Source organism: Mesorhizobium sp. P2_C4 (assembly GCF_056404575.1).
Genome location: NZ_JBFUDT010000001.1, coordinates 1,030,926 through 1,053,614 on the forward strand (window position 1 = coordinate 1,030,926; position 22,689 = coordinate 1,053,614).

Annotated in this window: 22 protein-coding genes; 15 read left to right on the plus strand and 7 right to left on the minus strand. The window is 62.4% G+C overall.

Going from position 1 to position 22,689, the window contains the following annotated elements; translation table 11 throughout:
* Positions 1-49: 49 nt before the first annotated feature.
* The 3 genes from AC1DX6_RS04930 to AC1DX6_RS04940 are packed head-to-tail and all read right to left on the minus strand — an operon-like array spanning position 50 to position 2,968.
* Positions 50-823: an enoyl-CoA hydratase gene (locus AC1DX6_RS04930; protein WP_477311598.1), complete on the minus strand. Its 774-nt coding sequence runs from the start codon at positions 821-823 to the stop codon at positions 50-52.
* A gap of 20 nt (positions 824-843) precedes the next feature.
* Complete coding sequence (mutM, locus tag AC1DX6_RS04935) at positions 844-1,734, minus strand: bifunctional DNA-formamidopyrimidine glycosylase/DNA-(apurinic or apyrimidinic site) lyase (RefSeq protein ID WP_477311599.1); 891 nt, start codon at positions 1,732-1,734, stop codon at positions 844-846.
* Complete coding sequence (locus tag AC1DX6_RS04940) at positions 1,727-2,968, minus strand: phosphopentomutase (protein ID WP_477311600.1); 1,242 nt, start codon at positions 2,966-2,968, stop codon at positions 1,727-1,729. Before AC1DX6_RS04940 ends, mutM begins: the two co-directional genes overlap by 8 nt.
* A 134-nt stretch (positions 2,969-3,102) precedes the next feature.
* On the opposite strand from AC1DX6_RS04940, the gene AC1DX6_RS04945 reads away from it, so the two are divergent.
* Positions 3,103-4,065 (plus strand): phosphate/phosphite/phosphonate ABC transporter substrate-binding protein, encoded by a 963-nt coding sequence (locus AC1DX6_RS04945; RefSeq protein WP_477311601.1) that lies wholly within the window; start codon positions 3,103-3,105, stop codon positions 4,063-4,065.
* A 93-nt stretch (positions 4,066-4,158) separates the two neighbouring features.
* Here the strand turns inward: AC1DX6_RS04945 and AC1DX6_RS04950 are convergent, their stop codons facing one another.
* The 3 genes from AC1DX6_RS04950 to AC1DX6_RS04960 form a co-directional block, all read right to left on the minus strand.
* Positions 4,159-4,779: a TadE/TadG family type IV pilus assembly protein gene (locus tag AC1DX6_RS04950; protein WP_477311602.1), complete on the minus strand. Its 621-nt coding sequence runs from the start codon at positions 4,777-4,779 to the stop codon at positions 4,159-4,161.
* A gap of 37 nt (positions 4,780-4,816) precedes the next feature.
* The gene (locus tag AC1DX6_RS04955; protein WP_477311603.1) at positions 4,817-5,404 is read right to left on the minus strand and encodes a TadE/TadG family type IV pilus assembly protein; all 588 of its coding nucleotides are present in this window, start codon (positions 5,402-5,404) and stop codon (positions 4,817-4,819) included.
* 172 nt (positions 5,405-5,576) lie between these two features.
* Positions 5,577-5,999 (minus strand): pilus assembly protein N-terminal domain-containing protein, encoded by a 423-nt coding sequence (locus tag AC1DX6_RS04960; RefSeq protein WP_477311604.1) that lies wholly within the window; start codon positions 5,997-5,999, stop codon positions 5,577-5,579.
* Positions 6,000-6,353: 354 nt separating this feature from the next.
* Here AC1DX6_RS04960 and AC1DX6_RS04965 point away from each other — a divergent pair, with 354 nt between their 5' ends.
* The 9 genes from AC1DX6_RS04965 (at position 6,354) to AC1DX6_RS05005 (ending at position 15,397) form a co-directional block, all read left to right on the plus strand.
* The gene (locus AC1DX6_RS04965; RefSeq protein WP_477241671.1) at positions 6,354-6,527 is read left to right on the plus strand and encodes a Flp family type IVb pilin; all 174 of its coding nucleotides are present in this window, start codon (positions 6,354-6,356) and stop codon (positions 6,525-6,527) included.
* Between the two features lie 151 nt (positions 6,528-6,678).
* A complete protein-coding gene (locus AC1DX6_RS04970; protein ID WP_477311605.1) occupies positions 6,679-7,197 on the plus strand; it encodes an A24 family peptidase in 519 nt (172 codons plus the stop codon).
* Positions 7,198-7,404: 207 nt separating this feature from the next.
* Positions 7,405-8,214: a Flp pilus assembly protein CpaB gene (gene cpaB, locus AC1DX6_RS04975; RefSeq protein WP_477311606.1), complete on the plus strand. Its 810-nt coding sequence runs from the start codon at positions 7,405-7,407 to the stop codon at positions 8,212-8,214.
* The gene (locus tag AC1DX6_RS04980; RefSeq protein ID WP_477311607.1) at positions 8,211-9,731 is read left to right on the plus strand and encodes a type II and III secretion system protein family protein; all 1,521 of its coding nucleotides are present in this window, start codon (positions 8,211-8,213) and stop codon (positions 9,729-9,731) included. The genes cpaB and AC1DX6_RS04980 overlap by 4 nt, the downstream gene beginning before the upstream one ends.
* A 14-nt stretch (positions 9,732-9,745) precedes the next feature.
* A complete protein-coding gene (locus AC1DX6_RS04985; RefSeq protein ID WP_477311608.1) occupies positions 9,746-10,486 on the plus strand; it encodes a CpaD family pilus assembly protein in 741 nt (246 codons plus the stop codon).
* A gap of 26 nt (positions 10,487-10,512) precedes the next feature.
* A complete protein-coding gene (locus AC1DX6_RS04990; RefSeq protein ID WP_477311609.1) occupies positions 10,513-11,796 on the plus strand; it encodes a CpaE/TadZ family protein in 1,284 nt (427 codons plus the stop codon).
* A 29-nt stretch (positions 11,797-11,825) separates the two neighbouring features.
* Complete coding sequence (locus AC1DX6_RS04995; protein WP_477311610.1) at positions 11,826-13,328, plus strand: CpaF family protein; 1,503 nt, start codon at positions 11,826-11,828, stop codon at positions 13,326-13,328.
* Between the two features lie 29 nt (positions 13,329-13,357).
* Positions 13,358-14,371: a type II secretion system F family protein gene (locus AC1DX6_RS05000; RefSeq protein ID WP_477311611.1), complete on the plus strand. Its 1,014-nt coding sequence runs from the start codon at positions 13,358-13,360 to the stop codon at positions 14,369-14,371.
* A 12-nt stretch (positions 14,372-14,383) separates the two neighbouring features.
* Positions 14,384-15,397 (plus strand): type II secretion system F family protein, encoded by a 1,014-nt coding sequence (locus AC1DX6_RS05005; protein ID WP_477311612.1) that lies wholly within the window; start codon positions 14,384-14,386, stop codon positions 15,395-15,397.
* A gap of 124 nt (positions 15,398-15,521) precedes the next feature.
* Here AC1DX6_RS05005 and AC1DX6_RS05010 read toward each other — a convergent pair whose 3' ends face one another.
* A complete protein-coding gene (locus AC1DX6_RS05010) occupies positions 15,522-16,343 on the minus strand; it encodes a tetratricopeptide repeat protein (protein ID WP_477311904.1) in 822 nt (273 codons plus the stop codon).
* A 129-nt stretch (positions 16,344-16,472) separates the two neighbouring features.
* On the opposite strand from AC1DX6_RS05010, the gene AC1DX6_RS05015 reads away from it, so the two are divergent.
* The 5 genes from AC1DX6_RS05015 (at position 16,473) to pdeM (ending at position 22,686) form a co-directional block, all read left to right on the plus strand.
* The gene (locus tag AC1DX6_RS05015; RefSeq protein WP_477311613.1) at positions 16,473-17,837 is read left to right on the plus strand and encodes a leucyl aminopeptidase family protein; all 1,365 of its coding nucleotides are present in this window, start codon (positions 16,473-16,475) and stop codon (positions 17,835-17,837) included.
* 106 nt (positions 17,838-17,943) lie between these two features.
* Positions 17,944-18,294 (plus strand): MarR family winged helix-turn-helix transcriptional regulator, encoded by a 351-nt coding sequence (locus AC1DX6_RS05020; RefSeq protein ID WP_477311614.1) that lies wholly within the window; start codon positions 17,944-17,946, stop codon positions 18,292-18,294.
* 27 nt (positions 18,295-18,321) lie between these two features.
* Positions 18,322-19,182, plus strand: a complete 861-nt coding sequence (locus AC1DX6_RS05025; RefSeq protein WP_477311615.1) for a C40 family peptidase — start codon at positions 18,322-18,324, stop codon at positions 19,180-19,182.
* Positions 19,183-19,436: 254 nt separating this feature from the next.
* Entirely contained in the window at positions 19,437-21,956 is a 2,520-nt protein-coding gene (locus AC1DX6_RS05030; RefSeq protein WP_477311616.1) for a ligase-associated DNA damage response DEXH box helicase, read from the plus strand.
* A 13-nt stretch (positions 21,957-21,969) separates the two neighbouring features.
* Positions 21,970-22,686, plus strand: a complete 717-nt coding sequence (gene pdeM / locus AC1DX6_RS05035) for a ligase-associated DNA damage response endonuclease PdeM (protein ID WP_477311617.1) — start codon at positions 21,970-21,972, stop codon at positions 22,684-22,686.
* Positions 22,687-22,689 lie beyond the last annotated feature (3 nt).

Below are 22,689 nucleotides of genomic sequence, written 5' to 3' on the forward strand. Positions count from 1 at the left end.
TTATGCATGTCGTTCTCCCAAAACCGGGACCACTTTTGGGCGACATGCATCAGCGGTTGGTAAAATTCGGCTTCCGCTTCTCGGCAAAGGCCGCCATGCCTTCTTTCTGGTCGTCCAGCGCAAACAGCGAGTGAAACAGACGGCGTTCGAACCGCAGCCCCTCGGCAAGGGTCGTTTCAAAGGCGCGGTTGACGGCTTCTTTTGTCATCATCACCGACGGCAGCGAAAAATCGGCGATTTTGGCGGCTGCCTTCAGCGCTTCCTCGACAAGGTCGCCGGCCGGCACGACCCGCGACACCAGGCCACAACGCTCGGCTTCCGCGGCATCCATCATCCGTCCGGTCAGGCACATATCCATGGCCTTGGACTTGCCGACGAAGCGGGTGAGCCGTTGCGATCCGCCCATGCCGGGCATGACGCCGAGCGTTATCTCGGGCTGGCCGAACTTGGCGGTATCGGCAGCGATGATGAAATCGCACATCATCGCCAGTTCGCAGCCGCCGCCCAGCGCATAGCCGGCGACCGCCGCGATAATAGGCTTTCGCGCCCGTGTGAACTCTTCCCAGCCGACGAAGAAGTCCTGCACATAGGCATCGACATAGGAAATTGCCTGCATTTCCTTGATGTCGGCGCCCGCGGCAAAGGCTTTTTCGGAACCGGTGATGACCATGGCGCCGATAGCGGGGTCTGCGCCGAAGGCGTTCACGGCCGCAACCAATTCCGCCAGAACCTGCGAATTCAGCGCGTTGAGCGCCTTCGGCCGGTTCAGCGTGATCAGCCCGACCTTGCCGCGTGTTTCCACGATGATCGTTTCATAGGCCATGACTGGGTCTCCTCTTTGGTTCACACCTGACAGGTCCGGCAAAAGAAAGTCGAGCGCCCGCTCTGCACGATGCGCTCTATGTGGCCACTGCAGCCGGGTGTGGGGCAGGGCTCGCCTTCGCGGTCGTAGACCGCGAAGGAATGCTGGAAATAGCCCAGCGACCCGTCCGTGTGCACATAGTCGCGCAGCGACGATCCACCGGCGGCAATCGCATCGGCGATAACCGAGCGGATCGCATCGGCCAGGCGCTCGCTCTGCGCTTTGGCTTTCTTGCCGGGCTTCGCCATTGTGCCTGCCTCGCGCAATGGCGACAGACCGGCGCGCCACAGCGCCTCCGACACATAGATATTGCCGAGCCCGGCGATAAGCCGCTGGTCGAGGAGAGCGGCCTTCAGCGGCGATCTTCGGCCCTTCAGCAGTGAGGCGAGCAGGGCGCCGTCCAGTATGTTGCCGGTCGGCTCGACGCCCAGTCCATTCAGCATCGGATGGCTATCGGGCTCGCCTTCCGCAAACAGCATGAAACCAAAGCGACGCGGGTCGTTGAAGATCACGCGGGATTGGGCACCTTCGGGAGAGGCGACATGGAACACGACATGATCATGCGCCGTGCTCTTCGAGCGCTCGTGGTGGAACTCTCCTGGTATCTCGCTGCCATCGGACGTTTCGATGCGGAACGAGCCCGACATGCCGAGATGGCAGATCAGCACCGGGCCGCCTTCGACATGCACGACAAGATATTTGGCCCGGCGGCCGAGCGCCGTAATGGTCTTGCCGGTCAGCCGTTCGGAAAACTTTGCGGGAAACGGAAAGCGCAGGTCGGGGCGGCGTGCCTCGACGCTGATGATGCGGGCACCTTCCAGAACCGGTTGCAGGCCGCGCCGGACCGTTTCGACCTCCGGCAACTCAGGCATGGCCGCCGATCGTCGCGTGGAAGGAAGCGCCGTGGCGGCCGCGCGCCAGCCCGAGATGTTCGGCCACGGTTTCACCGATATCGGCGAAGGTGGTCCTGAGTCCAATGTCGCCGCCTTTGAGCCCCGGCCCGGTGCCGATCACCGGAATGCGCTCGCGCGTGTGGTCGGTGCCACGCCAGGTCGGATCGTTGCCATGGTCGGCGGTCAGGATGAGAAGGTCGCCGTGGCGCAGTTTTGCCAGCGCTTCAGGCAGGCGCCGGTCGAAGGCTTCGAGCGCCGCAGCATAGCCGGCAACGTCGCGCCGATGGCCGAACTCGGTGTCGAAATCGACGAAATTGGCAAACACCAGATCGCCGTCGCCAGCGGCGTCCATCGCGCCCAGCGCCTCGTCGAACATCGCCATGTTGCCCGGAGCCTTGCGCACTTCCGAGATTCCGCGATGGGCAAAGATGTCGCCGATCTTGCCGACCGCGATGACCCGGCTGCCGCGCGCGGTCAGCCGGTCGAGCAGCGTCGGCTCCGGCGGCGGCACGGCATAGTCGTGGCGGTTGTACGTCCGCTCGAAGGCGGCGACGGTTTCGCCCAGGAATGGTCGTGCGATCACCCGGCCGATTTTCAACGGATCAACCAGCCGACGCACCACCTGACAGAATTCGTAGAGCCGCTCGAGGCCGAAATGCACTTCATGCGCGGCGATCTGCAGGACGGAGTCGACCGAGGTGTAGCAGATCGGCTTGCCGGTGCGGATATGCTCCTCGCCGAACCGCTGGATGACCTCGGTGCCCGCCGCATGGCAATTGCCGAGAATGCCCGGCACCTTGCCTTCCCGGATGATCGCCGCTGTCAGTTCGGCTGGAAAGGCCGGCACGGTGTCCGGGAAGTAGCCCCAGGCGAAGCGCACCGGCAAGGCGGCGATCTCCCAGTGACCCGATGGTGTGTCCTTGCCGCTCGAGACCTCTTGCGCCGCGCCATGGAAGGCGGAGGCAAGGCGGGCCTTGCCTTTGCTGTCGAACTTGAAGCCGGTCGCGGTTTCGGCCGCATGGCCAAGACCGAGTGAGAGCATGTTGGGCACGAAGAGCGGGCCGCTGCGCAGGCCCTCGCGGTCGCCACCGCCTTGCGCGCAGGCTTCGGCGATATGTCCGAATGTGTTGGAGCCGGCGTCGCCATAGGCTTCGGCATCGGCCGCGCCGCCGATACCGAAAGAATCGAGAACGAAGAGGAAAGCGCGCGCCATTGGAGGATTCATCGTTGCCTGTCTGTCGGCCCAGACATAGGGTTCCGCACCGCCATTGGCAATTCGGAAACCAAACGGCAACGGCTTGGCACGATAGTCGGGACGTGGCCAAACGGCGGCATGGGCATGGATCGATGAGACGGGCGGCGGATTTCAGCAAGAAGCCTGCCGGGAAGGCGTTCGCGGCCGTCCTGGCGCTGCTCGGCGCCGCCTGGCCGAATGCCGCACGTGCCGACTGGCGCGATGACATCGGCACGTTCCGCATCGGCATCGTCGCCGAACCCGGTGCCAGCAACACCGTTCCGGGTCTGGCGCTGTTGACGGACGCCTATACCAAGGCGCTTGGCATGAAGGTCGAATTCGTCGTTGCCCGTGACTATGCTGCGCTGATCGAGGCACAGGCCAATGCCCGTATCGAATACGCCGTCTATTCGGCGACCGCCTACGCCACCGCCTCGCAGCGCTGCGGCTGCGTCGAACCGCTCGTCGCACCGGTCGATGCCGACGGCGCCATCGGTATCCGCTCCGTCCTGCTGACGCGGGACGGCAAGGTTGCCGATCTGGCCGCGATGAAGGATCACCGGATCGCCATGGCGCCCGCGGACAGCATTGGCGGTTCCCTTTTGCCGCTTGCCGGGCTGACGGCCGAAGGTGTCGGGATCACCGAAGATGCGCCGTTTCTGACCCATGCTGATTCGGCTGCTGCTGCCGAAGCGATGCTGGTCGACGGCCAGGCCGATGCCCTGTTTGGCTGGGAGACCGCCACGGCGGTCGGCCAGCCGACCATACCCGGCAGCCAGCCGGCTGACCCGGATGGCACCATGACGAGACTGGAGGCGGCGGGGATTTCACAGGCAGCGCTGCAGGTCATATGGACGTCCGGCTTGTTGCGATACGGCCCCCATGCCGTCCGCAGCGACCTTGACCCCGAGGCCAAGCGTCGGCTCACCGTCTTCCTCATCAATCTCAAATCGCTGTCGCCGGATATCTACGATCTCCTGGAAACGAAACATTCCGGAGGGTTCATCGTCGCCGGTCTGCAGGATTATGCGATGGCCGCAGCCATCGTGCACCTGGTGTCAAACGACGGTCAGTAGGCCATTGACCCCGAGCCGAAGGTCCGCTTCAGGGCTCGTCATTTCGAAAGAGCGCGTCGCGCGTTTGAAGCAAGCCGTGCGATCGAAATTGTTTCAGCAGTCGCTGCATGGGATCGTCAGGGCTCGGCGGGGGCTGAAATAAAAGGTTTCACTCATCTTTATGTTGTCGAAGGCCGAGGTCAATCCAACCCGTTTTTCGCTGTCTTGCGACCAGGTGACCATCGGCTTGTATGCGAGAGTGGTTTGAACGCGAATAAGGAAGGTTCCAGCGATCTTGACCGTCGACGGAACGGTCGTGGTGCTGTCCTTGGCGGCGTCGACGCTGTAGGTGCCATTGACCACTTTCCACGACCACGCCACCTGCACCTTCGGCGTCGGATCGGTGGAGATCTGTATTGCAGTGATGAAGATATCGGGGACTGAGCGATTGTAGGGCCGAAGCGTGGAATTGCCGATCTTCATGATGGCGGTGAGATCTGCCTTGACGACCGACGTCTGCTGCGCAACGAGGTCACCCACCATGGAACTGATGCGGCTGACCTTCTTGCTGGTTTCGAAACCCTGCGAGGCCTCCATGGTCACGAAATACATGACAAACAGAAGTGGCACGATCAGGGCAAACTCGACGGCCGCGACACCGCGGCGATCGGGAAAAAACCGCATCGCTCTCTTCCATATGAGTGAAATCCGCGAATGCGCCCCCGCACGATACATGCTTCTACCCTCTTTTGCTGACGCAGCAGCGCAGGTTTCAGTTGTTGAACGGCTCGTTTTGCCAGGTCACCGATGCGAAATGCAGCGTTTTTCCGCCTTGTATATTGGCCATCGAACTGGCCATGAAATCTGTCATGACCGGCCATTTGTAAAAAACCCGCAGCATGTTCTTCGATTCCGCCAAGCCTGTCTGGACCTGAAAAGTCGTGTCCGTCGTGCCGGTCAGTACAATGTCCGCGCCTGAAATCTTGAAGCCAGCCTTGGCCGCGTCGTCAAAAGTCGGGAACGCCCGCAGATCCACCAGCAAACCGGGGCAATTCTTGGCAACAATAATCTCCAGTCTGGCGCAGATCATGTCCTTCAGCTTGTTTCCCGCCACGTCGACCTGTCTTAGCTGGCCAGTACGCAGTTGACGGGCGATATCGTCGGTGATGTTGGTCATCACTTCTTGCCCGCCAAATGAGATGCAGCTCTCAAGGATGGCGAAGACGAGAAGCGCAAACGGCAAAGCAAGCATCGCAAATTCGACTGCCGTGCTGCCGCGTCGATCACCAAGGAAGCGCCGGGGGAAGCGCGTCCGCCCTGCCTTGCCCTTGCCGATTTTGGGTTTTGGGTCCCAGCTCATTCCCGTCCCTGCCAATCCTGATGCGGTATCGGCCGGAACACTAGCGAAAACCCATTGAGGTCCGGTTTGGATGACCGCTAAATTCTGCGAGATGGCGTTAACCGCCCGCTAACCGCAGCGGCATGTTCAGCAAGAGAGGCGGTTGCCGGGAAGAGCAGATGGCCCTGATCGCCTACTGGCCGGCGCTCATCTCGGCTTCGGAGTTTTTCTCGGCGTCACTCTTGAAAGAGCTCTCGCAGTAGGGCGTGCAGGACATTGTTTGTATCTGGGCACGTCTGTAGATACGCACCGATGACGCGGCCTGCCGCACCACGGTGACCTGCTCGTCGATGATCGGGCTGCCGTCCTGGTCGAGAACAACCAGGTTGGTGACGCCGAATCCCTTGCCGGTCAACACGATCGTCGATGCATCCTGTACGGCGGCGTCGGCGATTGCCGGATTGCCGACAACGATCGTGTCGGCGGCGCGCGTCAATTTGACGATCTTCGCCTGGTTCATGGTGACTTCAATGCCGGCTCCAGCCTTGGCGGGCACGATGAAAACCGGCGCAACGAGAAGCGCGGCAATCAGAAACAACGATCTCGACCCGGTCATTGAGGCGCTCCCACGGCAGCAAACTGTTCAATGGAATATGAACGAGATTGGTGAACCAACGGTTAAGTCGACGACCGGCGCGGTGGCGCCTGCATCGACCTGTTCGCATTTAATAAAGCAGGCAGCTTTCCGACAACCGCGCAGTCGCGCCTTTCGCGCCCTTTTTCCTGCGCTCAGACCATCATTCGATATTTAGCTCACGGTTAACCACGCAAGCTGTTGGATACCGGAAAGGAATCGGTAATCCTGTTTCTTAAGCCGATCGAAAGAGCTTCTCCCTAGATTGGCAGCATCCGATCAACCACCACAGAAGTTGACGGAAGTGCTGTAACCACGTGGAGTAGGAGCTCTCTAATGTCTAATCTCATCGCACGTTTTGTGAAGGACGAATCCGGCGCGACCGCCATCGAATACGGTCTGATCGCCGCTCTCATCGCGCTCGCCATCATGGTCGGCGCTGGCTCGCTCGGCAACGCCCTGAACAACAAGTTCACGGCCATCGCTTCGGCGGTGAATAACTCTAACTAACCATATCTGGTCGTTATTTCATAATAAGGGCCGCCTCATTGGCGGCCCTTATTCCGTGTTATGAACCACTTTGAATTCTTGGCATCATCAATCGTTAATCGAGCCTGCCTAGACTGAGGCCAGGTACAATTTCACCATAGGCGCCGCGCCCATGCTTGAAGCTCTGATTTTCGTTGTCTTTCCGTTTTGCATGCTTTTTGCCGCGATCTCCGACACGCTGTCGATGACGATCGCCAATCGCGTGCCGGTCCTGCTTTTGGCCGTTTTTGCCCTGGTTGCGCCACTGACGGGTATGGACTGGGCAACCTATGGCTGGCATTTCGCCGCCGGTGGTCTGGTGCTGGCAGTGACATTCGGTCTGTTTGCGCTCGGCGGCATGGGCGGCGGCGACGCCAAGCTGCTGGCGGCCACTGCCGTTTGGATGGGACTCAACATCCACCTTGTCGAATACCTCGTCTTTTCGACCTTCATAGGCGGCCTGCTGACGCTCGCCATCCTCGTCTATCGGAAATCGCCGCTGGCGACCTATACCAGCCACAATGCGTTCCTGCGCCACTTCGCCGACGACGCGGGCGGCGTCCCTTATGGCATCGCGCTCGGCATAGGCGGGCTGATTGCCTATCCCGATTCGCCATTGATGGTGTGGGCGCTGGCAAGGTTGGCCGCGTAATTTTCCCGACCTGGTGAGGCTTGAAATATTGGCTTGGAGAGGGGCGGCCTGGCCGCCCTTTCCGTTTGTGGGAACCGGTTCCGTCTAATTTATGTAAACCTTAAATTAATCACGATCGTAAGCACTGCATTAACCTTGTTTTGACGATTGCGGCTGCAAAGTCCGGCCTGGCCAGGTGGTTTGCCAAAAAGGCGAGGGTTCGGACAGATGCCAGCATCCCGACTGATCATTCTGAGCGTGGCGGTGGCCGCGGCAGGTGGCGCAGGATATGTTGCGAAAAACATGGTGGCGGCTCCGCCGCCTCAGGTCATTGTCGGCGCCCCCCAGGCGCCGGCGATCGCGTTGCAGGATGTGCTCGTCCTTTCCGGCGACGTTGCGATGGGCAGCCAGCTTGAGAACAACATCGACTGGGAGTCCTGGCCGGCCAACGGCATCAATGCAAACTTCATCACCCGCGCTGCCGAGCCCGAGGCGCTGGAGAAGCTGAAAAGCTCCGTCGCCCGCGTGGCGATGTACACTGGCGAACCGCTGCGGCGCTCCAAGCTGATCGGCGAGGGGCAAAGCTTCATGTCGTCGATCCTGCCCAGCGGCATGCGTGCCGTCGCTACGGCGATCTCGGCCGACACTTCGGCAGGCGGCTTCATTCTTCCCAACGATTTTGTCGACGTCATTATGACCCGCAGGTCCGATGTTAGCGGCGGCAGTGGGTTTACGACCGAGACCATCCTCAAGAACATCCGCGTCCTGGCGATCGATCAGACCATCCAGGAGGACGAGGAAGGCAAGAAGACCAGGGTCGGCCAGACCGCCACGCTGGAGCTGACGCCGCAGCAGGCGGAGATCATCACCGTCGCCCAGCAGATGGCAGATCGCCTGACCCTGGCGCTGCGGTCGATCACGGACAACCAGGAAAAGATCTCGGATGAGGCCGACTACCTCGTTTCCGGCAATGGACGGCGCGGAACGGTGCGGTTGATCAAGTCGGGCGAAGTTTCCGAAGTGGGGGCAAGGAAATGAGGCTAAACAGTAAACTGCCGGTCATGATGGCAGCGGCAATCGGCCTGTTTCTCATCGGAACCAATGCGCATGGCCTCGTCGAGGCGAAGGCCGCCGGCAAGAATGCCCAGGTATCGGCTTCGACCGCCACCCAGCGTGTCAAGCTTGGCCTCAACAAGTCGGTGGTCATCGACCTGCCGAGTGATGCCTATGACATCCTGGTTGCCAATCCGGCGGTCGCCGATGCGGTGACCCGCACAGCAAGGCGCATCTATCTGTTCGGCAAGTCCGTTGGCGAGACCAACATCTTCGTCTTTGGCCCCAATGGCGAACAGATCGTCAGCCTGGATCTGGCCGTCGAACGCGACGTCGCCGGCCTGGAAGACTACCTCAGGCGTTTCCTTCCGACGGCGCAGATCAAGGTCGAGTTGCTGAACGACAACGTCGTTCTGACCGGAACCGTCGACACGCCGCTGGACGCCAAGCGCGCCGTCGATCTCGCGACCATCTTCGTATCCGGCGGCGAGGCGACCACCGGACAGTATTCACAGACGGCGGCCGGTGGTTCGGCCAATGGCGGCGTCGACATCAACAATCCGGATGCCGAGCGTCGTGTCAGCAAGATCGTCAACCTGCTGCAGATCATCGGCGACGATCAGGTGACGCTGAAAGTTACGGTCGCCGAAGTCAGCCGCTCGGTCATGAAGCAGCTCGGCGTCAATCTGATCGGCAACGGCAGCATCAACGGCATCAGCGCCGGCGCGATAAGTTCGCCGCCTTTCGGGCTGGGCAAACCGATTTCGCAGCTTTCCAACATGGCGTTGGGCAGTGCCGGCGGCAACGGGCTTCAAGCCTACATCAATGCAATGGAACAAAGCGGCGTCATGAAGACGCTGGCGGAACCGACACTTACGGCGGTCTCGGGCGAGAAGGCAACGTTCAAGGCAGGCGGCCAGTACAACCTCATCACCCAACGTACAGGCACGGGACCTGTCACATACACGAACACGAAAATCGAATATGGCATTGGCCTCGAGTTTCAGCCCGTGGTGTTGTCGGCTGGCCGCATCAGTCTCAAGGTCAGGACGTCGGTCTCGGAGCCGACCACCGAAGGCGCCTCCACGCTTGAAGCCAGCGGGGGCTTGCCCGGAACCAGCCTGCTTTCGATCCGCAAGAGACTTGCCGACACGACGGTCGAGTTACCCTCCGGCGGTTCGATGATGATTGCCGGATTGGTCCGTGACGACGTTCGTCAGGCTGTATCGGGACTACCGGGCCTCGGCAAGATACCGGTGCTTGGCACACTCTTCCGCAGCAAGGATTTCATACGCAACGAAAGCGAACTCGTCGTCATCATCACGCCCTATCTGGCGCGACCGGTGGCCCGCAACGATCTGGCCAAGCCGGACGATAATTTCAATGCGCCGAGTGATGGCGCCGGCATGTTCCTCGGCCGCGTCAATCGCGTCTACGGCACCATGCAGACCGACAAGCCCAACGGCCGTTATCACGGCGTTGTCGGCTTCATCTACAAGTAAGCGGGGAAGCGGACATGTCTCAGTCAGCATCAAAGGCAACGACGATCGCCGCCACGGTACGATCCAGCCGCGAGCGCATCTGCCGGTCGGCTATCCCGATCCTGGCGATCGCGGTCGCGGCGTCGCTTGCCGGTTGCGCCAATCTCAGACGCGACAGCATCACGGTTGGTGCAATTCCGGACGACTATCGCACCACGCACCCGATCGTCATCGCGGAGAAGAACGAGAAGATCGACCTTCCGGTCGGCGCCGGCGATCGCGGCATGACCGGCTTCCAGCGCGCCACGCTTCTGGGTTTCCTGGACGGCTACGACAAGAGCGCCGCCCCATCGCTGACGATCGCAGTTCCGGTTGGCTCTGCCAACGAGATCGCGGCGACGGCGGCTGGACGCGACTTCGCCAGGCTGGCGGTCGCCAGCGGCATCAACCGCAACCGGATCGTCATGACCACTTATCAGTCCGCTTCCGTCGAAGCCTCGGCCCCGGTCCGTGTCGCCTATATCTCGACGAAAGCCCAGACCGACAAATGCGGGCGCTGGCCCGAGGACATGCTGCAGTCGTCGGAAAACAAGCACTATGCCGATTACGGCTGCTCGTATCAGAACAACCTCGCCGCCCAGATGGCCAATCCGGCCGACCTGCTTGGGCCGCGCAAGCAGACGCCCATCGACGCTGAGAGGCGTGGGATCGTCATCGACGGATATCGAAAGGCCCCATTCTTCTCACCGGTCCCCACAACAGAAGTCGACTATTGATCGATCGCAGTCTGGAGCACGCGGACATGAGCAATCTGGCCTACGAGACCCCATCCGACAGCGGCGACACGTCGCAACAGGACATCGCCGCGATGCAGGCGCTGCGGCCGATCCCGCGCATCTCGATCCAGGCTTTTTGCGAGACCGAGGGTGTCGCCAATCCCATCGAACGCGCCGGCGAGGATCGCCGCATGGCGAAGGCGCATCTAAAGGTCCATATGGGCGGCGTCGCCACTGCGGTCGAGTTCTACCACTCTGCGCCGACGCCGAACCTGATCCTTCTGGAATCGCGCAGCGAGCCCAAACAATTGCTGGAGCAGCTCGCCCAGCTCTCCGAATATTGCGATCCGACATCGAAGGTTGTGGTGATCGGCCACTATAATGATATCGGCCTTTATCGCGAACTTATCCGCTCCGGCATTTCCGAATATGTCATCGCACCGGTGTCGATGGCCGACATCGTCAGCGTGGTCTCATCGATCTTCGTCGATCCGGAAGCCGAGCCGATCGGCCGCTCGATCGCATTCGTCGGGGCCAAGGGCGGCGTCGGCTCGTCGACCATTGCCCATAATGTGGCCTGGGCGATGTCGTCGCTGTTCAAGTCCGAAGTGGTCGTCGCCGATCTCGACCTGGCTTTCGGCACGGCCAACATCAATTTCGATCAGGATCCGGCACAAGGCATCGCCGAGGCGGTGTTTTCGCCCGAACGCGTCGATGAAGTCTATCTCGACCGGCTGCTCGCGCAGTGCTCCGAACATCTGTCGCTGCTTGCAGCACCCTCCACGCTGGAACGGGTCTACGATTTTGATCCCGACGCCTTCGCCCAGCTCATCGACGTGGCCCAGCGCAGTGTGCCGCTGCTGGTGCTCGATGTCCCTCACGTCTGGACCGGCTGGACCAAGAACACCCTGATCAAGGCCGACGAGATCGTCATCACGGCAACCCCGGAGCTGGCCAATCTGCGTAACACCAAGAACATGGTCGACATGCTGAAACGGCTTCGCCCGAACGACGCGCCGCCCAAGCTGATCATCAACCAGGCAGGCGTGCCGAAGCGGCCCGAGATTGCATCGGCCGATTTCGCCGAACCGCTTGGCATCTCGCCGATGTCGGTCATCGCTTTTGATCCACTGCTGTTCGGCAACGCGGCCAACAACGGGCGCATGCTGGGCGAGATGGACGCCAAGAGTCCGGTCGTCGGCATGATCAACGAAATCGCGCATGTGCTGACCGGGCGCAGCGAAATCAAGGCGAAGAAGAAAGCCGGCCTCGGTAGTCTCCTCGGCAAACTCTCGCGCAACAAGAAGTGACGCTCCTTAAGCGGAATTGGTAGTCGATCATGTTTGGTAAAAGAGGCTCTGACGACGGCAACCGGTTCGCCCCGGAGTTCCGCCAGCCAGCACCGGCACCTGCCCCTGCAGCACCGGCGGCTGCAACTGCGGAAACGGCGGTTCTGGCCCGGCCTGCGGCAACGCCCCAGGCTGCCGCGCCGCCGGCGCGCCGCGCGGTCGAGGCGCCGCCGCTGGCGCCGGAGCCGAAAAGGGTCCAGCGCGAAAAAAGCGAAACCTACTACGACACCAAGAGCCAGGTTTTTTCCGCGCTCATCGACACCATCGATCTGTCGCAGCTTGCCAAGCTCGACCCTGAGAGCGCGCGCGAGGAAATCCGCGACATCGTCAACGACATCATTGCGATCAAGAATTTCGCGATGTCGATCGCCGAGCAGGAAGAACTGCTCGAGGACATCTGCAACGACGTGCTTGGCTATGGGCCGTTGGAGCCATTGCTTGCCCGCGACGACATCGCCGACATCATGGTCAACGGCTCCAAGAACGTCTACATCGAAGTCAACGGCAAGGTCGAACAGACCGGCATCCGCTTCCGCGACAATCAGCAACTTCTCAACATCTGTCAGCGCATCGTCAGCCAGGTTGGCCGCCGCGTCGATGAATCGAGTCCGATCTGCGATGCGCGCCTTCCCGATGGTTCCCGCGTCAACGTCATCGCGCCGCCGCTCTCCATCGACGGCACCGCGCTCACCATCCGCAAGTTCAAGAAGGACAAGCTGACGCTCGACCAGCTGGTCAAGTTCGGCGCCATCTCGCCGGCAGGCGCCGAGATTCTCAAGATCATCGGCCGTGTCCGCTGCAACATCGTCATCTCGGGCGGTACCGGCTCGGGCAAAACGACGCTGCTCAACTGCCTGACCAACTATATCGACCGCGAGGAACGCGTCATCACCTGCGAAGACTCGGCCGAGTTGCAATTGCAGCAGCCGCATGTCGTTCGTCTCGAAACCCGCCCGCCCAACCTCGAGGGCGAGGGCGAGGTGACCATGCGCGACCTGGTCAAGAACTGTCTGCGCATGCGGCCCGAGCGCATCATCGTCGGCGAAGTGCGCGGACCGGAAGTCTTCGACCTTCTGCAGGCGATGAACACCGGTCACGACGGCTCGATGGGAACGATCCACTCGAACAGCCCGCGCGAATGCCTGAACCGTATCGAATCGATGATCGCCATGGGCGGCTTCTCGCTGCCGCAAAAGACCGTGCGCGAGATCGTCGTCGGTTCCATCGACGTCATCATCCAGGCAGCACGCCTTCGCGACGGGTCGCGCCGCATCACCCACATCACCGAGGTGATCGGCATGGAAGGCGACGTCATCATCACGCAGGATATCGTGCTCTATAACATCAAGGGCGAAGACGCGAATGGCAGGCTGCTGGGCGAGCATGTATCGACCGGCATCGGCCGCCCGCATTTCTGGGATCGCGCGCGCTACTATGGCGAGGAACAGCGCCTCGCCGCTGCGCTCGAGTCCATGGAGAAGCGCGCTGACTGATGCAACTGGAGGCGTGGGGGCTCTGATCAATGTTCGGAATTGACGGCACCGTACTGGCATTCATCGTGCTCGCCGGCTTCAGCGCCGGCGCGGTCGCCTATGCTTTCCTGTTCACCCGCATCAGCAATGAGAAGCAGGTCGGCAAGCGGCTTGAGACGATCAAGACCGCCGAGACCGATCGTTCCGTCGTCAAGGCTTCGCGCGATCGTGCCGCCGAAGCGGTCAAGCGGAAGAAAACCGTTCAGGATTCGCTGAAGAATCTCGACCAAAAGCAGAAATCCAAGGACCGTATCGTCAAGAAACCGCCGCTGAAGGCCCAGATCCGTCAGGCCGGCATGCAGGTTTCCATGGAGCGCTTTTACATCTACTCCGCTGTCTGCGGCATCGTGCTCACGGCTCTTGCCTATTACGCCGGTGCGCCGATGCTGACCTTGCCAGGTGCGTTGCTGGCCGGAGCGCTCGGCCTGCCGCGCTGGTTCGTTTCGTTTCGCCGCGCGCGCCGGGTCAAGGCTTTTCTCAACGAATTTCCGAACGCCCTCGACATCATCGTGCGTGCGGTCAAATCCGGCCTGCCGCTGAACGACGCCGTTCGCCTGATCGCCAACGAATCTCCCGAGCCGGTCAGGACCGAGTTCCGTCGTATCGTCGATTCCCAGCAAATGGGCCTGTCGATCCCCGATGCCACCTTGCGCATGGCCGAAACGATGCCGTGCACCGAGGCAAGTTTCTTCGGCATCGTCATCCAGATCCAGTCTCAGGCCGGCGGCAATCTCTCCGAGGCGCTGGGCAATCTTTCGCGCGTGCTGCGCGACCGCAAGAAGATGAAGGCCAAGGTTCAGGCGTTGTCGATGGAAGCAAAGGCCTCCGCCGTCATCATCGGCGCGCTGCCCTTCGTCGTCGCGCTTCTCGTCTACCTGTCGAGCCCGAACTACATCATGCCACTGTTTACCACCAGCACCGGCAATCTGATCCTCGGCTGCGCCGGAGTCTGGATGTCGATTGGCATCCTGGTGATGCGCAAGATGATGAACTTCGAAGTCTAGGATTTCGCGCCAATGACCGACCAAGTCGTCAAATCCCTTACCGACCCCGCCTTCCTGATCGCCTTGCTGGTCGGCATCGCGGTGTTTGCGACCGTCTTCACGCTGCTGCCCGCCCTTAGCGGCAATCAGCTCAAGGCGCGCATGAAATCGGTGGCGCTCGAGCGCGATGAATTGCGTGCAAAACAACGCGCGCGGCTTGCCAACGAAGCCGATCGCCGCCGCAAGGGTTTGCGCGAGGAGCAATCGATCGGCATGCGCAACATCGTCGACCGGCTGGATCTGAGGCGCGCCCTGGCTGACGAGGGGACGCTGCAGAAGCTCAAGGTGGCGGGCTTTCGCGGACAGAACCCGCTGACGCGCTTCCTTTTCTTCCGCCTGATCCTGCCCTTTGTCGGCTTCGGTCTGGCTGCCGTCTACCTGTTCGTGCTTGGCGGGCTGCCGGATCGGCCGGCTTTCGTGAAAGTGTTCGTCTGCATTCTCGTCGCCTATGGCGGCTTCTATGCGCCGATCCTTTACGTCAACAATCGCGCTGCCAAGCGCAAGCAGTCGATCCAGATGGCGTGGCCGGACGCGCTCGACCTGATGCTGATCTGCGTTGAATCAGGCATGTCGGTGGAGGCGGCGCTTCACAAGGTTGCCGACGAGATCGGCGCCCAGTCGGTGGCGCTGGCGGAAGAATTCATCCTCACCAACGCCGAGCTCTCCTATCTGCAGGAACGCAAGCAGGCCTACGAAAACCTGGCAAACCGCGCCGGTCTGGAATCGGTGAAGTCGGTGACCCAGGCGCTGGTCCAGGCCGAGCGCTACGGCACGCCGGTGGCGCACGCGCTGCGCGTGCTTGCCGCCGAAAGCCGCGACATGCGCATGAACGCGGCCGAGAAGAAGGCCGCGGCCCTGCCGCCGAAGCTGACCGTGCCGATGATCCTGTTCTTCCTGCCGGTGCTTTTCGCCATCATTCTGGGACCCGCCGGCATGCAGGTAAGCCAGCGTGGCATCTTCGGCGACCAGCACAAGTCCAGCGAGTAGGTGTCATCGAAATCTACGAAGCAATGAAATCAACATAAAGCCGCGCTGCTGGATGCCGCGCGGCTTTTTGCATTTCAGCGTTGATTGTCGGCGCGGTTGGCCGGCTGCTGCGAACGTCGTCCGCTCAGTTGGTCGCCGGTTTTGTCTTGTCCTGGTCTTTCAGCTGGCTCCAGGCATTCTGCTGGGCGAGCATCTGGCGAAGGTAGGCGACGTTGGCTTGCGCCTGATCGGGCGACAGCTCCTGCGAAGCGATCTTCTCGGCCTCGTCGAAGCGGCCCTGCAGGCCAACGACCAGCGCCAGGTTCTGGCGCACGCGGCTGTCGGCGTTCGGCTGCTGGGCGGCCGAGCGCATATAGGTCTCGGCCGTGCGAAGGTCGCCCTCCAGCACGTAGGACATGCCGAGATTGGAAAGGATCGAGGGTTCGTTCGGCTTGAGGTCGAGCGCCTTGCGGTAATCCTGGCGCGCTTCGTCTTTCTGGCCGAGCTGGTCGAGAATGGCGGCTTCCGCCGACACCAGCCGCCAGTCCGGATATTCCGGCGTCTGCGCGCGGCGCACGGCGTCGAGCGCCTGCTCGAACTGGCCGTTGGCGGCGAGCGCCTTGCCATAGGCGGCAAGCACGCTGCGATCTTTCGGCAGCGCGATCGCCAGCTTGCGCATCACGGCGAGTGACTGGTCGGCGTCGCCGTCCATCTGCAATGCCGCCGCATAATTTGTCGCTATGCGCTTGTCGTCGGGGTTTCGGGCATATGATTCGCCGAGCGCGGTCGTGGCGGTGTGCAGTTCGCCCGCCGACATGGTTTCCAGCGGCTTGCCGCTGGTGCGTCCGATGGAGCCGGTCGTGAACTTGCTGGTGCCGCACCCGGCGATGCCGGCCGCAAGTGCCATCATGAATGCCGTGGTGATCAGCCGTTTTCCCGTGGCGTTCGTTGTGCGGTTGATCGGCATGGGCACCTGGGTCTCCATTCATATGCGTGGCCATTGCCTGACCATCTTCCCTCCCGCAGAAATATTCTGTTAACCCTAACGGACGGTTAAGAAACGCCGACTCGAAAAGCCGCGCGCGGAGAACATCGAATGCCTGTCGAACTCGTCGAAACGAAACCGAAGGCCGCATTGCCGATCCATCTGGTCGCCAAGGGCGGCCTGGATGCGGCGGGCCTAGCGCCGTCCGCGATCGCCTGGGCCGGCGCCAACGGCTTTTCCGGCGAGGCCGGCAGGACGCTTGTCATGCCTGGTGAAAACGGCGCTGTTGCTGGTGCACTGTTCGGTGTCGGCGATGACGAGGGCGCGCTTGCCGTCGGCGCGCTGGCACGAGCCCTGCCGGAAGGCGACTGGTATTTTGCCACCGCCCCGGCTGAGCCGGAACTTACCGCCATCGCGCTGGTGCTCGGCGGCTATGTCTTTACCCGCTACGGCAAGAAGCCAGGCAAGGCGCTGCGCTTCGCGCTGCCCTCCGGTGTCGATGCGGCGCGTGTTCGCCGCACCGCCGAGGGTGTTTTCCTGACCCGCGATCTGGTCAACACGCCGACCAGCGACATGGGGCCGGACGAGCTGGAGAAGGCGGTGCGAAGCCTGGCCGCGACGCACAAGGCCGACGTTCAGGTGATCACGGGCGACGAATTGCTCAAGCAGAATTTTCCGATGATCCATGCGGTCGGCCGCGCCTCGACCGGTGCGCCACGCCTGATCGACATGACATGGGGACCGAACAACGCGCCGAAGCTGACGCTGGTCGGCAAGGGCGTCTGCTTCGACACTGGCGGCCTCGACATCAAGCCGTCATCGGGCATGCTGTTGATGAAGAAGGATATGGGCGGCGCCGCCAACGTCCTTGGCCTCGCTTCCATGATCATGGCTGCCGGGCTGAAGGTCCGGCTGCGCGTGCTCATCCCCGCGGTCGAGAATTCGATTGCCGGCAACGCTTTTCGGCCCGGCGATGTGCTGACCAGCCGCAAGGGCATCACCGTCGAGATCGGCAACACGGACGCCGAGGGGCGGCTGGTGCTGGCGGATGCCCTGGCGCTGGCCGACGACGATGAGCCGCAGCTGCTCATCGACATGGCGACGCTGACCGGGGCAGCCCGTGTCGCGCTCGGACCCGACCTGCCGCCCTTCTACACCGATGACGAGAAGCTGGCTTCGGACCTGGCGGCGGCTTCGGTCGCGGTCGAGGATCCGCTGTGGCGCATGCCGCTGTGGCGGCCCTATGACGCAAAACTGTCGTCGAAGATCGCCGACATCAACAATGTCACCACGGACGGTTTTGCCGGCTCGATAACGGCGGCACTTTTCCTCAAGCGTTTCGTCGAAAGGACCACGGCCTGGGCGCATTTCGACATCTTCGCCTGGAACCCGTCCGATCGCCCGTATGGTCCGGCAGGTGGCGAGGCGCAAGCCATCCGCGCGCTGGAGCGGATTGTCTCGAAACGCTTTGGCTAACCATGATCCCGAAAAGTGGGAGCCGGTTTTCGGACAAGATCATGGTTCAACAAGAAGAGCCTGCGACTGAAACGGAACCGAAACAATTTGCCGTCATGCTGGACGGATGTCGATTTCCATGCGCCCGAGCCAGGCCTTGCGACTGTGGCAGCAGGTGATGCTGTCGCAGGTGCGCGACGACGCGCCTGACCTCACCATGCGCCAGACGGCCATCCTGTTCACCATCTATCTCGACCCGCCGCCGCATACGGTGCGCGGGCTCGCCGCCCGGCTCAACGTCACCAAGCCGGTCATCACCCGCGCGCTCGATACGTTGGGCGCGCTAAAGCTGGTGTCGCGCCACCGCGACGAACTCGACAAGCGCAACGTGCTGGTCAAGCGCACCGTCGAGGGCGCGCTCTTTGTCGAGCGCTTCGGCGATGGTATCATCGCCCGAGCCCACGAACTGCCTATCTGACCGACCCAATCTGACAGAGTTGCCGATTTGACCGCCAGGGATGCCCGCCTTCACGCCTTCCGTTCCGATCTCGCCGATGCACGGCTGAAGGGCGAGGTCACCGCGGACCGTTTTGTCGCCGGCCGGCCGGCGCGCATTGCCGCCTCCGTGGCCGATGTCCGCAAGGCGCCGCGCCCCGATGCCGGCGTCAACACGCAACTTCTGTTAGGCGACGACGTCCTCGTTTTCGATGTCGCCGAGGGCTGGGCCTGGATCCAGGCCGAGCGCGACGGCTATGTCGGCTATATCGCAGATACCATACTGGGCGGGCGCGACCATGCGCCGACCCACATTGTTTCGGTACCGCGCACCTTCCTCTATCCCGGTCCGGATCTGCGGTTTCCGCTGAGCGGACAACTGTCGATGGGATCGACGGTGACCGTGACCGGTGCTGCAGAAACACGCGGCACACACTATGCCGTCCTATCTTCCGGCGAGGCGTTGATCGCAGGCCATCTGCAGCCTGTCGGTGAAGCCGCCGCCGACTATGTCGCCATTGCCGAGATGTTTCTCGGCACACCCTATCTCTGGGGCGGCACCTCAGGCTTCGGCATCGACTGTTCCGGTCTCGTCCAGCTGGCGATGCGCATGGCCGGCAGAAACGTGCTGCGCGATTCCGATATGCAGGCAGCAAACCTCGGCCAGCCGCTCGATCCCGGCCCGGATTTTGCCGGTCTGCAGCGCGGCGACCTGGTGTTCTGGAAAGGTCACGTCGCTGTCATGACCGACGCCGAGACGATGATCCACGCCAACGGCCACACCATGCTGGTGTCGCGCGAAGGGCTGAAAGAGGCGATCGCCCGCATCGGCTATCTCTATGGTGCCCCGACCGGGTTTCGCAGGCCGTAGCGCCTCTTCCTTCGCCCCGTTTACGGGGAGGTGAGGAGTGGTTCGCGCAGCGGGCTAGAAGCCAATTGCTTGGCTTTTCGAACGACGAACGCCCGAAGGGCGGATGAGGGGCGGCGCTAACGATTCAAAAGTTCGCGCTGCCCCTCACCTGCCTGCCGGCATCCTCCCCCGTAAACGGGGCGAGGGGTGCTCTCCGATCACCTTTTGTTCCGATTCTGCTTGGCGATTGCACGCCGTCGCGCTACGTCTTGCGGGTGACAGAGCAGCCGCGCCTTGCCGAACAGAATGCCGCCGTGGCCCTGCCCGAGCCGTTCATCAGATGGTTCGGGGAAAAGGGCTGGTCGCCGCGCGCCCATCAGGTCGAATTGCTGGCAAGGGCGCAAGCTGGCCAATCGGTGTTGCTTATCGCGCCGACCGGCGCCGGCAAGACGCTGGCCGGCTTCATGCCCTCGCTGACCGAGCTGGCCAATCGCCCCAGGCGAAAACCGGGGCAGGCGCATCGTGGCATTCACACGCTCTACATCTCGCCGCTGAAAGCACTGGCCGTCGACATTGAGCGCAATCTCGGCAAGCCGGTGGAAGAGATCGGCCTGCCTGTCACCATCGAGACACGTACCGGCGACACGCCCTCGCACAAGCGCCAGCGGCAGAAACTGGTGCCGCCCGACATCCTGTTGACCACGCCCGAGCAACTGGCGCTGCTGATCGCGGCACCCGATGCCAGGCGCTTCTTCGAAGACCTGCGCTACGTCGTGCTCGATGAACTGCATTCACTGGTGATCTCGAAGCGCGGGCACCTGCTGGCGCTCGGGCTGGCGCGGCTGCGCAGCATTGTTCCCGGCCTGCAGACCATCGGATTGTCGGCGACGGTGGCCGAGCCGGATCAATTGCGCCGCTGGCTCGTCAGCCAGAATCCAGCAGGCGCCATGGCCGGGCTGATCACCGTGACAGGCGGCGCCAAGCCCGACATCTCCATCCTCGATTCGCAGGAGCGCGTGCCGTGGTCCGGCCATTCGGCCCGCTACGCCATTCCCGAAATCTATGAGGCGATCAAGCGCCATCGCACGACGCTTTTGTTCGTCAACACCCGCAGCCAGGCCGAGCTGCTGTTCCAGGAGCTGTGGCGGTCCAACGAGGACTCGCTGCCGATCGCCTTGCATCACGGTTCGCTCGATGTCGGCCAGCGCCGGCGCGTCGAAAAGGCGATGGGCGACAACGCGCTGCGCGCCATTGTCGCCACGTCGACGCTCGATCTCGGCATTGACTGGGGCGATGTCGACCTGGTCGTGCATGTTGGTGCGCCCAAGGGCGCCAGCCGGCTGGCGCAGCGCATCGGCCGCGCCAACCACCGCATGGACGAGCCGTCGAAGGCGATCCTGATCCCGGCCAACCGCTTCGAGGTGCTGGAATGCCGGGCAGCACTCGACGCCAATTATCTTGGCGCGCAGGACACGCCACCGCTGATCAATGGTGCGCTCGACGTGCTGTCGCAGCACGTGCTGGGCGTCGCCTGCGGCGCGCCCTTCAATGCCGATCTTTTGTTCGAAGAGGTGCGCAGTGCTGCGCCCTATGCCGGGTTGGAGCGCGAGACGTTCGACCGTGTCGTCGATTTTGTCGCCACCGGCGGCTACGCGCTGAAGAACTACGAGCGCTACGCCCGCATTCGCCAGACCAAGGATGGCTTGTGGCGCGTCTCCAATCCGCGCATCGCCCAGCAATACCGGCTGAACGTCGGCACCATCGTCGAGATGCCGGAGCTCAACGTGCGCTATGTCAGGCAGGGGCGGGGTATGGCCGGGCGCGGTGGGCCGGTGCTCGGCAAGATCGAGGAGTATTTTGCCGAGACGCTTCGGCCCGGCGACAATTTCCTGTTCGCCGGCAAGGTGCTGCACTTCGAAGGCATCCGCGAGAACGAATGCGTCGTCTCCAACGGCACCAGTGCCAACATCATCGTGCCGTCCTATGCCGGCGGCAAGTTTCCGCTGTCGACTTATCTGGCCGACCAGGTGCGCGGCATGCTGGCCGACAGCGACCGTTGGCAGGCTTTGCCCGAACAGGTTGCAGACTGGCTGCGCCTGCAGAAGGAAAAGTCGGTGCTGCCCAAACGCGGCGACCTGCTGGTCGAGACCTTCCCGCGCGGCAACCGGCACTACATGGTCGCCTATCCCTTCGAAGGCCGGCTGGCGCACCAGACGCTAGGCATGCTTCTGACACGGCGGCTGGAGCGGGCCAACGCCCGCCCGCTCGGCTTCGTCGCCACCGACTATTCGCTGGCCGTCTGGGCGCTGGACGACATGGCTGCACTGTTCAAGGCGAAGAAGCCCTCGCTGGCGGCTCTGTTTGACGAGGACATGCTGGGCGACGATCTCGAAGCCTGGCTGAACGACAGCTGGATGCTGAAACGCACCTTCCGCAATTGCGCGGTCATTGCCGGTTTGATCGAGAAACGCTTTCCCGGCCAGGAGAAGAGTGGTCGGCAGGTGACGGTGTCGGCCGACCTGATCTACGATGTGCTGCGCAGCCACGAGCCGGACCACATATTGCTGCAGGCGACGCGCACCGACGCCTCGTCCGGATTGCTCGATGTCAGCAGACTTGCCGAGATGCTCTCGCGTGTGCGTGGTCGAATCATGCATAAGCATCTCGACCAGATTTCGCCGCTGGCGGTGCCGATCATGCTGGAGATCGGCAAGGAATCGGTGAATGGCGGCGCCAATGAATCGCTGTTGATGGAAGCCGCCGATCTGGTCGAGGAGGCCATGGGCCAAAGATGAGTTTGGTTTCGAGATGAATTTTTCGCTGGCACGCGCATTGCTGATCGCCGAGGCCGACATGGTCGGCATCGCCGGCGAGCGCGCGGTCTGCGACCCGCGTGGCGTGCTCTATCTTCCGGACCTCAGGCTGCTGGCGGTGTCCGACCTGCACCTGGAAAAGGGTTCTTCGCTCGCTCGCCGCGGCACGCTGATCCCGCCTTACGACACCGGCGCGACCTTGTTGCGGCTCCAGGCGGTGATTGCAGACTATCAGCCGGCGATCGTCATCAGCTTGGGCGACAGCTTCCATGATGGCGGTGGCGCCGAGCGCATGCATGCGAGTTTCCGGGAAAGACTGGAAGCGCTGATGGCAGGCCGCGACTGGTTCTGGGTCGCCGGCAATCATGATCCGGATGCGCCGGCCGACCTGCCCGGCGAGACCGTGCGCGAATTGGCCATTGGCTCGCTGCTGTTTCGACACGAGCCTTCAGCGGTGAGGGTGGAAGGCGAAGTCGCCGGACACCTGCATCCCTGTGCCCGCATCGTCCAGCGCGGCCGCTCGGTGCGGCGGCGCTGCTTTGCCGGCGATGGCGGCCGCATGATCATGCCGGCCTTCGGCGCCTATACCGGTTCGCTCAACGTGCTCGATCGCGCCTATGCCGGCCTGTTTCGCCTTGAAACGCTGATGGCCTACATGCTCGGCGCCGAGCGCATTTTTGCCATCTCGCGCTCGATGCTCAGGCCGGGCTGAACC